Genomic DNA, 12,893 nt, shown 5'->3' on the forward strand with positions numbered 1-12,893 from the left:
GGATAGCGACGGCACACCATGGAACTGTTTCCCGCCATCGTCACTGAACGCCTGGAACTGCGCCTCGTGGCGGAAGCCGACGCCGCCGCGCTCCGAGGATTCCGGGGTCATCCCGGCGCGGTCCGCTATTTGTCGCACCATCCTCTGACGGCGGGGCAGACAGACCGGCTCCTCGCTGAACTCCTGGTCCGTGCTGAACGCTCCACGGCCGATTGGTTCCACTACGCCTGGGCGGTGGTGCTCCGCTCGACCGGCACGGTGATCGGCGACGCCCGCACATGGAACACAGCCGAGCCGCCTCTGCCCGGCGGCATTCCTGCGGACTTTGCCAGCCTCGGCTACCTCATCCACCCGGACCACCACGGCAAGGGGTACGGCAGCGAAGCCGCCGGGGCTCTGGTCCGCTGGCTCTTCACCAGGCGAGGAACGAACGCCATCTACGCCGGCGTCTACGAACCGAATACTGCTTCGCGGCGCCTCCTGGAAGGTCTCGGCTTCGTCCAGGATCACTACTTCACCGCCGCCCAGGATACCCATGGCAAGGGGCTGGCCTCGTGGCGCTACCGTCTTGACCGTGCGGCGTGGCACCTCGTTGAAGATGACTAACGGGAGGCCACCATGCGGTCACAATTCAGCGCGGCGCTATTCCCGGCGATAAACTGGGCACATCAGTTACGCCGTCGCGCCGTTTTTGGTTGCTTGGCCCCGGAACCCCGATTTGATGCAGTGAGGGTGCGCGCATGAGTATGCCCACTACCGAAGTGAAAACCGAGAACCAGCCCGGCGTGCTGCCTGTCGCTACCGCCCGCACCAAGCAGCTCATCGTGCAAAAGTTCGGCGGCTCATCGGTTTCCGACGCTGACGGCATCAAACGGGTTGCCAAGCGCGTCGTCGACGCTCAGCGGGCCGGCAATGAAGTCGTCGTGGTGGTCTCCGCCATGGGTGACACCACCGACGAACTGCTGGACCTCGCCGCACAGGTCACCGATGCTGCCCCCGCACGTGAAATGGACATGCTCCTCTCCGCCGGTGAGCGCATTTCGATGGCCCTGGTGGCCATGGCCATCAACAAGCTCGGCGCCTCCGCCCAGTCGTTCACGGGCTCGCAGGCCGGCATGATCACCGACGGCATCCACGGCAAGGCGCGCATCATCGACGTCGACCCGCACCGCATCCGCACCGCCCTGGACAAGGGCCACATCGCCATCGTTGCCGGTTTCCAGGGAATGAGCCGCACCACCAACGAGATCACCACCCTGGGACGCGGCGGATCCGATACCACCGCCGTGGCGCTGGCCGCAGCCCTGGACGCCGATGTTTGCGAGATCTACACGGACGTGGACGGCATCTACACGGCGGATCCCCGCGTTGTGCCCTCCGCCCAGAAGATCGACCGCATTTCCAGCGAAGAAATGCTGGAGCTGGCAGCGTCCGGCGCCAAGATCCTGCACCTGCGTTGCGTGGAATACGCGCGGCGATTCGGCGTGCCCTTGCACGTTCGTTCGTCATTCAGCCAGAACGAAGGCACCTGGGTCATGCCCGGAGCCGACGACAAGATCAAGACTCAAGAGGGAGTTGCCTTGGAGCAGCCAATCATCTCCGGCGTTGCACACGACCGTTCCGAAGCCAAGGTCACCGTGGTGGGCGTCCCGGACATCCCGGGCAAGGCCGCCGCGATTTTCCAGGTGATCGCCGACGCACACTCCAACATCGACATGATCGTCCAGAACGTCTCCACGCATGGCACGGGCCGGACGGACATTTCCTTCACGCTCCCCATCGTGGAAGGCGCCGACGCCCTCGCCGCCCTCCGTGCCGCCCAGCCGGAAATCGGCTTCGAAAGCATCGAGTACAACGAAAAGATCGGCAAGCTTTCGCTGATCGGCGCCGGCATGCGTTCCCACCCCGGCGTCTCCGCCACGTTCTTCAAGGCGCTTTCCGATGCCGGCATCAACATCAACATGATCTCGACGTCGGAAATCCGCATCTCCGTGGTGACGCACGCCGACCTGCTGGATGATGCAGTCCGGGCCATCCACAAGGCATTCGACCTGGACAGCGAAGACGAAGCAACGGTCTACGGCGGCACCGGCCGCTAAGGCAGGCCCGCCCCGGTCCCAGGACCAGCACTGAAGTACGCCAAAAAGGAACGGCACCGCGGAAATCCCGCGGTGCCGTTCCTTTTGGCGTTGGTGTGCTGCACAACGGGGTCGCAGTTCCGTTGCGCCGCAAGGGGGCTAAGTGATGTCTTCCTTGCGGACTGCGTAGTGGTGTCCCTCAGAGTCTGTCTCTACCTCGAAATGGGCCAGGTCCTCTTCGGAAGCAGCCTCAAAGTCGTCGTGCCTGTGAACAACGGGGACTGTTGGATCACCGCGTGTGGCGGGTCCAAAGAAGAACCGCAGCTTGTCAGTCTTCCTCATAAAGCGCTGTATCGCCTTTGCCACAATTCCCACCCCCTTTCCCTTGCTCGGGTCAAGCAGTGATGCATTGGCCGGTTGGTATCTGTGCCCATATTTTACGCCCGGGGACAGAAAAAGGCCCCGGCCCGCACGCCACTGTGCGGCACCCCGGTTCGCAGACTAGCGCGGTTCGCAGACTAGCGAAGGGACTTGTCCTCCGGATTCCTGGGCACCACGTACGTGCTGCCGTCCGGCCTGCGGATCGTTTCCCACTGCTGGGACTCCGCTTCCCGGCGCAAAAGCAGGGCTTTGTTCTCGTCGGTCATCTCATGGCCGAGGGCACTGCGGTTGGCCGGCCCGAAGATGGCACGGAGCTTGCCGGTGGCGCGCATGAACCTTTGGGAGGCGTTTTCCTTGTTAGCCATTGCGGGTTCCCTTCAGAACGGTCGAGTCCAATCCAGTGTACGCTAATGATTAGCCCACTAACGATTGAGAGGACGCCGATGAACCAGCGCTCGGCCGAAGCCATCGAAGCCCCTGACGAAGACCTCCTGCTGGAACACCAGCTCTGCTTCGCCCTCACGGTGGCGTCCCGTAGCGTCGTGGGCGCGTACAAGCCGGTCCTGGACACCTTGGGACTGACCCACCCGCAGTACCTGGTGATGCTGTGCCTGTGGGAATCCAGCCCCCGCACGGTGCGGGACATCAGCGATGCGCTGGCCCAGGAACCGGCCACCATCTCGCCGCTGTTGCGCCGCCTCGAAGCAGCCGGCTACATCACCCGCGGCCGGGCTGCCGGCAACGAGCGCGCACTGGCAGTGGGGCTGACACCGAGCGGAGCCGCGCTCCGGCAGCGGGCGACGGCAGTTCCCGGCACCATGATGGAACGCCTTGGCCTGACCCGCGACCAGGTAGGCGCACTACACCAGGCGATGATGGACCTGATCGCCGCCACCAGGTCCGCAGCCGAACGGGATGCAGGCGAACGGGACGCAGCCGATCTGGTCACGGACGGGGATACCGCCGGGGCCTAGCCCCGCCCCGCCCGCCCTGCCCCCCGGCCAGGAAGGCAGTGCGGCTGGCAATCACTGCGCTGTTACGCCGACGTTCAGCTGCGTTGTGGGCCCCGTTCCGTACTTGATCAGGCCCACCCAGTTGCCCGCCGCCAGTCCGGCCCAACTGGCAGTGAGCTCACCGGTGGTGCCGTTTTCAATGCTGAGGGGGTTGGGGCTCACCGTCAGGTTTCCCGCGTCTCCGCCAAGGACCATCACCTCAACCGAAGCTGCCGTCGCCGCGCCGCCGGGGCTGGCGAACAGGTTGGTGGTCACCTTCCAGTCGCCCGCCACGGGATCCGTGATGGTGACTGCCTCGTTGGCAGCAGGCGTGGCCCCCGGATACAGGAGCCCAGCCGGGGAAACCACGTACAAATCGAAGTCCGCTGCCGGGTTGGCGGAGGTCACGGCAAACTTGGCCAGGGAGGAACCTGCCGCAACGGTGACGATCTGCACGTCGTTCGCGGCGTCCTTGACCCCGGTGTACGGCCCGGGAACCAGGCTGATCGCCGTTGAGTTTGCCTTGGCGAGCCCCTTTACGGTGACGTCGATCGGCTCGGGGCTGCCGGACGTTACCGGAATGACGATGCTGCCCGTGCCGCCGGCGGAAGCGGCATTAACCACCGCCGGCGCAACAGCGGTCACTGAACGGATTGCCACCGGCGCACGGACAGTGGCTTCATCCGAGGTCCAGGTCAGCGATCCGCCCACAAAGGTGTCCAGGGCGGCGCCGGAATTCGTGAACTGCACCGTGAAGGTGGCTTTTTCTCCTTCGGCCAGGGTCAGCACGTCCGGGGTGACCTCAGCCGTGATCCCGGGGACGTCGACTTCCGCGCTGTAGCTTCCGGCCGATAGCGCGGTCACTGTCCGCGTCACGGTTTGCGTGCCCGTGAGCCCGCCGATCGCAATAGAGGGCAGGTTCACGTCCTTGGCGGCCACCGGAGCAACGCCCAGCTGATAGCCCTGGCCCTGCAGGAAACCGAGCCAGTCGCTGGGGCCCGCGTCGTACACCAGCCCCGGCGTTGCCATCCGGGCCGGATCGATCTGTCCGGCACCCTGGGCAAAGACGTCGTGGACGGGAGATCCCTCGGCATCCACCAGATCGTAGGCCGTGGTCATCATCGCTGATTTGACCGTCGCCGGGGACCACAGGGGGTTCTTGCCCAGCAACAGCGCCCCGAGACCGGCAATATGCGGCGCTGCCATGGACGTTCCGGACAGAAAACCGAAGTTCTGCCCGTTGGAACCGGCCGGCGAGACAGCAGCAAGGACGCCCACGCCGGGAGCTGCAATGTCCGGCTTCAAGAGGTCGCTGCTGGCCGCAAGGGTGGGCCCGCGGGAGGAGAACCCGGCGATCTGCGGGACCGGCGGCGGGTCAAGGCCCGTGGTGTCGGTGGACACCAGGCTGGCCGTCAACGTCGCGTCCGCCCCTACCGCCTCCTTGATGGCGGGATCGTCGAGGTGGACCGTGGGAACGCTGTGCAGGTCCACGTCCAGGGAGTTGGTTGTCAGGTTGACCAGGACCATGCCGACGCCGCCGGCCTGGGCCACGGTCATGCTCTTGGCCGTCCGGTCCACCACGCCGCGGTCGCAGACTACGATCTTCCCGGTTGTCTTGGCCGGGTCCAGCGTGCCGGGCGCGCACAGTGCGGCATTGGCGTCGAGGGCACCTGCGGCCTTCACCGTCACCGCGAGCGCGATCGGCGCATCCGCAACCTCAGTGGCCATGATGCTGGCGCCCGCGAACTTCTCTCCGCTGGACAGTTCCACTGTGCCGCGGAGGCTGCTGCTGTGGGTTGAGGCAGCCACGCTGGTAATCCAAGGAGCGGCATGGTTGACGGTGCCGGCCGCCGGTCCGGAGTTGCCGGCCGACGCGGCCACGAAGATCCCGGCCGCTGCGGCGTTCAGGAAGGCAATGGACACCGGGTCCGCAGCGGAGTTGTTGGTGCCGGAGATGGAGTAGCTCAGGACATCGACGCCGTCCCTGATCGCATCCTCAATGGCCTCGACTGCGCTGGAGGCAAAGCAGCCGGTAGTTGCAGGGCTGGCACCCTCCCAGCAGATCTTGTAGATGGCGAGCTTTGCGCCCGGGGCAACGCCCGAACCCTTGCCGAAGTCCCGGCCGCCCACAGCCTGGCTGACATCGGTGTTTCCCGCGGCGGTGCTGGCGGTGTGTGAGCCGTGGTTGTTGATGTCCAGTGGCGAGAACGTTTCCTTCGGCGAGCGCAGCCCCGGCGGTACGCCTGCCTTGAAGGCTTCATCGTAGTACCGGGCGCCGATAACCTTGCTGTTGCACTCTGTTCCGGCGAATTGGACGCCCGCCTCGCAAACGCCCGCGAAATTGCTGCCGTCCCCTTTCAGCATGGTGATCTGGTTTGTGGGCGACAGGTAGGGTTCGCCCACTTGGGGCGCTCCGGCCAGCGGCTTCACCTGTTCGCCGGCAAAGAACGGATTGCCCGGGGTGTAGCCCGTATCCAGGACACCCACGACAGTTCCCTTGCCGGCGTTGGCTGCGCCGGCAAACTGTTGCGCCCAGAGCCCGTCGGGTCCGGGCAGGCCCAGGAACTCGGTGCTGGAGTAGTCAATTTTGTTCAGGCTGTCCTTAACGACAGCAAGGACGCTTCCGTCCTTGCTGAGTGTGCTGGCCTGCTCTGCGGACAGCTCCGCACTGAAGCCGTTCACCGCCAGTGTGTAGCTGTCGTCGATGGCCACGCCCTCCTCCGCGGCCAGTCTGCCTTGCTCTGACTCCAGGTGTGCCGAGTAGCGCTGGGACTCAGCGCTGTCGGCGTCGAGCCTTCTGCCGTTGGACGCTGCCGTCCCGGGGATGCCTTCGATGCCGCCCGTGTAGGCAGCCAGGGGTTTGTCCTTCAGCATCACGATGTAGCGGCCGGCCTCCAGTGACGGCGTGTCTTCCGCCACAGGGTCCGCGGCCGCCCGCACTGGCGCCGCCAGCCCCTGGCCGAACATGAGTGCGATTCCCAACGCGACGGCGGCGCCAAGGCGCATGGCCGGTTTTCTGCTTTGAAGGCGGGAGTCCACAGGCGGGTGAGTCATGATGTACGGCCTCCTAGGTTGCCGGACCGGGGGCATAGCCGGTCCCACCTCCCGGATGCATCCGTCCACGTCGGCGAAACGTGGGCGTGAGGCCATACATCCAGTGATGTGAGAAACATACCGGAGTGGGGCCGCGGAATCGAGATGTTCGGGACAGATTTAATCTCCCGGCCCCCACGGTGCGCCTGGGCCGGGGGCACACCGCGGCGGCCGGGCCGAACGGCAGGGTTCATCGTGGGGCTGCGGCGATAGAATGGACCAAAATGAGGAGGACCGGTAATGCGTAAGGCATGGATTCACGCGCTCGTTCTGGTATCCGTCGCCGGTCTCGCTGCCTGCTCGCCGGGCGGTGGCGGCCCGACACCTTCCCCCTCGGCCACCTCCAGCGTTGCCAGCCCCACTGCCACGCCGTCACCGGACACCGAAACAACGGTCCCGGCACCCTCTCCCCCGCCGTCGTCGGCGGCCGCCACGTCAGGGCCGGGCAAGGGGGACGCCGAGCTCGCCATCATGGTCAAGCCGTCGGAATCGGAAGCCGCACTGAACTACACACTCGTATGTAAAGACGGCGTTCCGACCGACGAAAGCAGCCACCCCTCAGCCGCCGCGGCCTGCACCGCGTTGAAGGACAACCCGGCTGTCCTGAGCCCCGCTCCCCGCGGCACCGACCAGGCCTGCACCCAGCAATATGGCGGCCCGCAGGAGGCCACTGTCACCGGGATTGTTGACGGGTCCCCGGTGGATTCATCCTTCGCCCGCAGGGACGGCTGCGAAATCGGCCTGTGGAACGCGGCCAAGGACATCCTGGGCTCCGCAGGAGGAGTTTCCTAGGCTGATGCAGATTCTGAAGCACGGCCAGCAGAAGGCGCTGCCGGCGGACGCCTGGCAGCACCTCGAAGAAGCCCACCAGGCCCGGGTCCAGCGCTATGCCGACCCCTACCTTGCCCGCCGTTCGGCGGGCAAGAAACACCCTGTTGAGGATTTCCTTTTCACCTACTACACCCAGAAACCCGGCCAGCTCCTGCGCTGGCACCCGGGCGCCGGCGTCGTCCTGACCGGGCCGGAAGCCGCCGCCCGCTCCGGCTGGAAATACTACAAAATGCTCGACGACGGCGGCCTTGCCGCCGCAGGCCTGCCGGCCGGGACCACGGCCGCGACCGTTGACCTCGCCTTGTTCCTGGCCGAGCGCCGGGAAGCGTTGGAGTTCGCCGGGATCATCCTGCGCGGCACCGCGTTGCGACCCGCCCAGTTTGGCTGCTTCGGCCTGCACGAGTGGGCGATGGTGTACCGCCAGGACAAGTTCGAGCTCCGCCACGAATACCTGAAGCTGCGCCTCGGGGCAGCAGGCACCGACCAGGTGGTGGAAGAGAACAGGATCCGGTGCTCCCACTTTGATGCCTTCCGCTTCTACACGCCCGACGCCACACCCCTGAACGAACTCACTCCGAGCCGCGACAACCAGCGGTCCATGGAGCAGCCCGGCTGCCTGCACGCCAACATGGACCTCTACAAGTGGGCCTACAAACTGGCGCCTGCCCTGCCCAGTGACCTCGTGATGGACTGCTTTGAACTGTCGTGGCGGGTCCGCGCCATGGATATGCAGGCCTCCCCCTACGACCTGGAAGAGTGGGGCTACCCGCCCATTCCGATTGAAACCGCCGCCGGCAAGGCGGAGTACGTTGAATACCAGCGGGGATTCTCCGCCGAGGCGCAGGAACTGCGGGGCCGGTTGCTGGACGCCCTGGCGCCGCTGCTCGACCGGATTGGGGACGGCGGATGACGGCCGGCGCGGACCCGGACGTGGACCTCACGGTCCGGCTCACCGAGGCTCCGGGCGCGCCGGCGCATGAGTTCCGCCTGGTGGTGCGCCGGGGAACGGTGCCGGACACTGCGGCCACCGGCTCAACGGTACCGGACCCTGCGGCGGCGATTGCCGCCGTCGAACGTTTTGGTGAGGAAGCCTTCTTCACGCCGCGGCGGGCCGACATGCTCTGCACCCAGCAGTACGGCGGCCCGCAGGTTGCCGTGGTGACGGGGATGTTCCATGGCCGCCCGGTCAACAGTCACTTCAGCCTGACCGACGGGTGCGAAATTGCGCGCTGGCGGTCCCTCGCGCCGCTCTTCGGCGGCACACCCGGATCCACCGGCCAGGTCTGAGCGAACAGGCGCACCACACAGGAACGTCCCGGGAGCCTCGCGGCTGCCGGGACGTTCCTTACTGCTGCTTACAGTAGGTGTTCGGGATTAGGACCCCGGAACGGCGTCAGCGGCAGTGATCGCCGGAGCTCCGGCAGGGTTGGACACCGCTGCGGCACCCACCTTGACGTTGACCCACGTCTTGATCCCGTTTCCGCCCAGGCTCAGGCGTCCCAGGTAGGATCCCGATTCCAGGCCGGTCCAACTGGCTGTCGCCGTGGTGGCCGTGCCGTTGGGGGCAACGATTGGATTCGGGTTGACAGCGAGCTTCGTCTCCGGCTTTCCGGGGAACGAAACCGCCTGGACGACCGCGGAAGCGGGTCCGTTGTCCGGGGTGGAGTAGAGGTTCGCCACGATGTAGTAGGTGCCTGCACGCGGCGATTCAAGATCCAGGAACTCGCTGGCGGACGCCGTTGCGACCTGGGTTGCTACAAGGCCGCCGCTCCCGTTGGGCGCGTAGACCACCATATCCCAGTCGACGTCGTCCGTTCCGGCCTGGATGCCCAGCCGGGCGAAGGTGGCGCCGGCGGGAACGTCCACCTTGACGAGTGCGTTGTGCTCGTCATTCTTGGCCGCGTAGGCGCCGGGCGTCTTGGTGATGGCCGTCTCGGCCAGGGGCGCAAGCCCTTCGACTCCCACCGCGATGGGGGCGTCCGAGCCGGAAACCAGGTCCAAGGTTCCGCTGCCGGTGCCGGTGGCCGAGCTGAACGCGAATGACGGTGCGATCTGCGCGTCCACCGGACGGACGGCAATAGGCGAGCTGACCGTGCGCGGGCCCTTCCACGTCAGGGTGCCCGTGGTGAACTTGCCCACCGGCGCGCTGACGTTCTTGATGGTGAGGGTGACCTCGCGGGTCTGCCCTGCCTTGGCGAAGTTCAGCATCTGCGGCTCCACGTGGACGCTGACGCCGGGCATGTCTACCACGGGCCGGTAGGTTCCCGGCACCAGAGCTGTGATCTGGCGCTTGACCTGGATCTCGCCCACGAGGCTGCCCAGTGCAATGGAGGGCAGGTTGAGGTCGCGCGCGGCAATGGTGCCGGCCTGGGGTGCACCGGTCGCCACGCCCTGGCCGTTCAGGAAGGCCAGCCACTGCTTGATGTCCGAGTTGTACACGAGTCCCGGGTCCAGGACGCGGGTGGCGTCAATATGTCCGGCGCCGCCTTCGAACGGGTTCCGGTTGGGAGTGCCGTCGGCGTTGACCAGCGGGTAGGCGGTGGTCATCATCGCGGACTTGACCGTGGCAGGCGACCATTTGGGCTGCTTGCTGAGCACCAGGGCTCCGAAGCCGGCGATGTGCGGGGCAGCCATGGAGGTGCCGGACATAAAGCCGAACTGCGCGCCGTTGTTGCCGATAGTGGAAACGCCCGCGAGGACGTTCACGCCGGGAGCCGAAATGTCCGGCTTCAGGAGGTCGCCGCCGGAGGCCAGGCTGGGTCCCCGGGAGGAGAATCCTGCCACCTGGGGCGCCGGGGAGAGCGGCTGGCCGGTGAGGTCACCTTTGAGGAGGCTCACCGTCAGGGCCGGATTGGCGGCAAGCTTGGATTTGAGTTCCAGGCTCTTGGGGGCGTTGACGTGGACGGTGGGCAGGACGTGGTTGTCTGCATCCTCGGAGCTGGAGGACAGGTTGACCAGGATCATGCCCACGCCGCCCTTTGCCTGGATCTCGAGGCTCTTGGCCGTGCGGTCCACGACGCCGCGGTCACAGACGACGACCTTGCCGCTGACCTTGGCGGCGTCCAGGGTTCCCGGGCCGCACAGGTTCGCGGCCGTTGGCGCATCCGGTGCCGCAGCGTCGGCGGCAACCACCACGCCGGCGTCCTTGACTTCGGTCTTCATGATGGACGCACCGCGGTACATGCTGCCGTCGGATACCTTGACCGTGCCCAGCAGGTCGCTGGGGAAGGTGGAGGCTGCGACGGTGGTCAGCCACGGCGAGGCGTGGTTCACGGTGGAAACGGTGGGGCCGGAGTTGCCGGCCGAGGCCGAAACGAATACACCGGCGGCGGCTGCGTTCAGGAAGGCCAGCGCAACGGGATCCGAAGTGCTGTTGGTGTTTCCGGAGATGGAGTAGTTCAGGACGTCCACCCCGTCCTTGATGGCCGCGTCAACAGCTTCGACCGAGGCGGACGAGTAGCAGCCGCCCGTTGCGGGATTATCGTCTTCCCAGCAGACCTTGTAGACGGAGACTTTCGCGGCCGGGGCAACGCCGGAGCTCTTGCCGAAGCTGGCGCCGTCGATGACCTGTTCCACGTTGGCGTTGCCGGCAGCGGTGGTGGCCGTATGCGTGCCGTGGCTGCCAACGTCCACCGGGGAGATCAGTTCCTCCGGGGCCCGGTGTTCGGGCGTCACGTACTGACGGAAGGAGTCGGCGAAGTAGCGTGCGCCGACCACCTTGGAGTTGCAGAGCGTGCCGTCAAACGAGGCCCCCGATTCGATGCCCTTCTGGCATTCGCCTTCAAAGGTGGTGCCGTCCGACTTGAGCATGGCGATCGTGCCATTCGCCGTGAGATAGGGGACGCCCACCTCGGCCTTGCCCTTGAGCGGCTGCACCGCATCCCCCTGCAGGAAAGGATTATCCGGGGCGTAGCCGGAGTCGATCACGCCGACCACCACGCCCTTGCCGGCACCGGCTTCGCCGCCGAACTGCTTCGCCCAGGCGCCCTCGCTGCCCGTGAGCTTCAGGAAGTCAGTGGTGGTGTAGTCCGGGGCGTTCTCCACATCCGGAGCCACCAGGAGCACATTGGCGTCCTTGGCAAGTTCGGTTGCCTGCAGCGCAGTGAGCTCAGCGACGAAGCCGTTGAGCGCGCCAGTGAACTGCTTGGACGGGGTGACGCCCTGCTTGGACGCGACGTCACGCTGGGCCTTGCGGAGGTGTGCGTCGTACGCTTTGTAGTTCTGGCTCCCGGCATCCAGCTTGCGGCCCTGTTGCGGTTTAGTTGCCGCGATGCCGTCCGTTCCGCCCTCGTAGGCGGCCGCGGCTTTCTCAGCCAGGACGACGATGTAGCGGCCGTCCTTGTAATCTGTCGGGTTGACGTTTTTTGCCTGTTCAACCCCGCTGGGTTCGGCGGGCGCCGCGGTAGCGGGACCCACTGCAACGGAGGAGAGCAGCAGCGGGAGGCCAACAGCCAACGCTGCAGCCTTCCGGAGTCCCCCGCCCCGGACAAGGCTTATTCTGTGTGATTTCACGAGCGACTGAAACCTTTCATGAGGTACGGGTCCGGCGGTGCGGCCGGACTCGGTCAGCTGGGAAATGGCAGCCGGATCGACAGTTCCTGTCATCCGGCGAGACCAGCCGAGTCAAACAGTACAGAGTGAGAGCCGGATATGACATAGGACACAAGTATCGTTTTGCTTTTGTCATCTCGAGGCTTGCCCCGGGCATGGCTGAGGGCGGTTTCCGCGATGGAAACCGCCCTCAGTTCACGTCAAATATTCAGTTCAGAAGTTCAGTTCAAGACTTCGGGAAGCGGGCCTTACTGGCGCGGAGTCCTGACAACCTCACTGATCCACTCGCGTGTCTTCTCGTCGATGGGGCCGGCGACGTTTGTTTCGCGGGCCGCGCGATCGGCCTTGATCTTCTGGATGACCATTCGGCCCAGGCCTGCGAACACTGCCGCGGCCATGACCGGAAGAAGGACGGATCTGGGTTTCTGAGCCATGCCGCAATCCTACTGAGCGCATCAGCGCACCACCAGAGCCGGCGTCGTTCTTCACACTCCGGCGAGTGCCCCATTTCACAGTCCACGGCCGAATGCGGCTTGACGCATTGCGCCCGGTAGAATGGGCAGGCAAGCTCGCGGAGCGCTCGTTCCCCGCTGTTCTGATGCCGCTGGTCTTATGTTTGGAGTCCGCAGTGGCTGTGAATACAGCAGCAGACCGGCGTGAGACGGCATCACTCCGCTGCGCCCTTACCCAACGCTCACGCACAGGAGTTACCGGATGCCCCGGATCGTCGTCGACGTCATGCCCAAGCCCGAGATTCTGGACCCGCAGGGGAAGGCCATCGTGGGTGCACTCCCGCGGCTGGGCTTCACTGCCTTTAGCTCTGTCCGCCAGGGCAAGCGCTTTGAACTCACTGTCGACGGCGAGGTGACCGAGGAAATCCTGGCCCAGGCCCGGAACGCCGCAGAAACCCTGCTGTCGAACCCCGTCATCGAGGATGTCGTCAACGTCGAGGTCGTCGAGGCCTGAG

At 65.8% G+C, this 12,893-nt stretch carries 12 protein-coding genes; 7 read left to right on the forward strand and 5 right to left on the reverse strand.

Features of this window, described 5'->3' with window-relative positions; translation table 11 throughout:
• The first annotated feature begins 18 nt into the window (after positions 1-18).
• Both AC6JAC_RS19250 and AC6JAC_RS19255 read left to right on the forward strand, forming a co-directional pair.
• Positions 19-606, forward strand: a complete 588-nt coding sequence (locus AC6JAC_RS19250) for a GNAT family N-acetyltransferase (protein WP_454697551.1) — start codon at positions 19-21, stop codon at positions 604-606.
• 134 nt (positions 607-740) lie between these two features.
• On the forward strand, positions 741-2,099 hold the full coding sequence (locus AC6JAC_RS19255; protein WP_028272229.1) for an aspartate kinase: 1,359 nt from the start codon (positions 741-743) through the stop codon (positions 2,097-2,099).
• A gap of 138 nt (positions 2,100-2,237) precedes the next feature.
• Here AC6JAC_RS19255 and AC6JAC_RS19260 read toward each other — a convergent pair whose 3' ends face one another.
• Together AC6JAC_RS19260 and AC6JAC_RS19265 are read right to left on the reverse strand one after the other, a co-directional pair.
• Positions 2,238-2,420 carry a hypothetical protein gene (locus tag AC6JAC_RS19260; RefSeq protein WP_156037185.1) on the reverse strand — a complete coding sequence of 61 codons (183 nt, stop codon included), beginning with the start codon at positions 2,418-2,420 and terminating at the stop codon, positions 2,238-2,240.
• A 176-nt stretch (positions 2,421-2,596) separates the two neighbouring features.
• Complete coding sequence (locus AC6JAC_RS19265) at positions 2,597-2,824, reverse strand: hypothetical protein (protein WP_028272231.1); 228 nt, start codon at positions 2,822-2,824, stop codon at positions 2,597-2,599.
• Positions 2,825-2,902: 78 nt separating this feature from the next.
• On the opposite strand from AC6JAC_RS19265, the gene AC6JAC_RS19270 reads away from it, so the two are divergent.
• Complete coding sequence (locus AC6JAC_RS19270) at positions 2,903-3,433, forward strand: MarR family winged helix-turn-helix transcriptional regulator (RefSeq protein ID WP_454699893.1); 531 nt, start codon at positions 2,903-2,905, stop codon at positions 3,431-3,433.
• Positions 3,434-3,484: 51 nt separating this feature from the next.
• On the opposite strand, the gene AC6JAC_RS19275 is transcribed toward AC6JAC_RS19270, so the two are convergent.
• Entirely contained in the window at positions 3,485-6,505 is a 3,021-nt protein-coding gene (locus AC6JAC_RS19275; protein WP_497966139.1) for a S8 family serine peptidase, read from the reverse strand.
• Positions 6,506-6,784: 279 nt separating this feature from the next.
• Here AC6JAC_RS19275 and AC6JAC_RS19280 point away from each other — a divergent pair, with 279 nt between their 5' ends.
• Genes AC6JAC_RS19280 through AC6JAC_RS19290 form a run of 3 tightly spaced genes read left to right on the forward strand, consistent with a single transcriptional unit; the run spans position 6,785 to position 8,662 of the window.
• Positions 6,785-7,336 (forward strand): SSI family serine proteinase inhibitor, encoded by a 552-nt coding sequence (locus AC6JAC_RS19280; protein ID WP_454697549.1) that lies wholly within the window; start codon positions 6,785-6,787, stop codon positions 7,334-7,336.
• 4 nt (positions 7,337-7,340) lie between these two features.
• On the forward strand, positions 7,341-8,285 hold the full coding sequence (locus AC6JAC_RS19285) for a 3-methyladenine DNA glycosylase (RefSeq protein ID WP_497966142.1): 945 nt from the start codon (positions 7,341-7,343) through the stop codon (positions 8,283-8,285).
• Positions 8,282-8,662 (forward strand): hypothetical protein, encoded by a 381-nt coding sequence (locus AC6JAC_RS19290; protein WP_028272235.1) that lies wholly within the window; start codon positions 8,282-8,284, stop codon positions 8,660-8,662. The genes AC6JAC_RS19285 and AC6JAC_RS19290 overlap by 4 nt, the downstream gene beginning before the upstream one ends.
• Positions 8,663-8,749: 87 nt before the next feature.
• Here the strand turns inward: AC6JAC_RS19290 and AC6JAC_RS19295 are convergent, their stop codons facing one another.
• Together AC6JAC_RS19295 and AC6JAC_RS19300 are read right to left on the reverse strand one after the other, a co-directional pair.
• Positions 8,750-11,887, reverse strand: coding sequence for a S8 family serine peptidase (locus tag AC6JAC_RS19295; protein WP_028272236.1), 3,138 nt, complete (start codon positions 11,885-11,887; stop codon positions 8,750-8,752).
• A gap of 287 nt (positions 11,888-12,174) precedes the next feature.
• Positions 12,175-12,360, reverse strand: coding sequence for a hypothetical protein (locus AC6JAC_RS19300; RefSeq protein ID WP_028272237.1), 186 nt, complete (start codon positions 12,358-12,360; stop codon positions 12,175-12,177).
• Between the two features lie 280 nt (positions 12,361-12,640).
• On the opposite strand from AC6JAC_RS19300, the gene purS reads away from it, so the two are divergent.
• Positions 12,641-12,892, forward strand: a complete 252-nt coding sequence (gene purS / locus AC6JAC_RS19305) for a phosphoribosylformylglycinamidine synthase subunit PurS (RefSeq protein WP_011690410.1) — start codon at positions 12,641-12,643, stop codon at positions 12,890-12,892.
• Position 12,893 lies beyond the last annotated feature (1 nt).

This window comes from Arthrobacter sp. KUASC02, from assembly GCF_059739395.1.

Bases quoted from the DNA above. Each gene is read 5' to 3' on its own strand.
- AC6JAC_RS19250 (WP_454697551.1), top strand. From the start codon at position 19: ATGGAACTGTTTCCCGCCATCGTCACTGAACGCCTGGAACTGCGCCTC.
- AC6JAC_RS19280 (WP_454697549.1), top strand. From the start codon at position 6,785: ATGCGTAAGGCATGGATTCACGCGCTCGTTCTGGTATCCGTCGCCGGT.
- AC6JAC_RS19255 (WP_028272229.1), top strand. From the start codon at position 741: ATGAGTATGCCCACTACCGAAGTGAAAACCGAGAACCAGCCCGGCGTG.
- AC6JAC_RS19260 (WP_156037185.1), bottom strand. From the start codon at position 2,420: ATGAGGAAGACTGACAAGCTGCGGTTCTTCTTTGGACCCGCCACACGC.
- AC6JAC_RS19300 (WP_028272237.1), bottom strand. From the start codon at position 12,360: ATGGCTCAGAAACCCAGATCCGTCCTTCTTCCGGTCATGGCCGCGGCA.
- AC6JAC_RS19285 (WP_497966142.1), top strand. From the start codon at position 7,341: ATGCAGATTCTGAAGCACGGCCAGCAGAAGGCGCTGCCGGCGGACGCC.
- purS (WP_011690410.1), top strand. From the start codon at position 12,641: ATGCCCCGGATCGTCGTCGACGTCATGCCCAAGCCCGAGATTCTGGAC.
- AC6JAC_RS19270 (WP_454699893.1), top strand. From the start codon at position 2,903: ATGAACCAGCGCTCGGCCGAAGCCATCGAAGCCCCTGACGAAGACCTC.
- AC6JAC_RS19290 (WP_028272235.1), top strand. From the start codon at position 8,282: ATGACGGCCGGCGCGGACCCGGACGTGGACCTCACGGTCCGGCTCACC.
- AC6JAC_RS19265 (WP_028272231.1), bottom strand. From the start codon at position 2,824: ATGGCTAACAAGGAAAACGCCTCCCAAAGGTTCATGCGCGCCACCGGC.
- AC6JAC_RS19275 (WP_497966139.1), bottom strand. From the start codon at position 6,505: ATGACTCACCCGCCTGTGGACTCCCGCCTTCAAAGCAGAAAACCGGCC.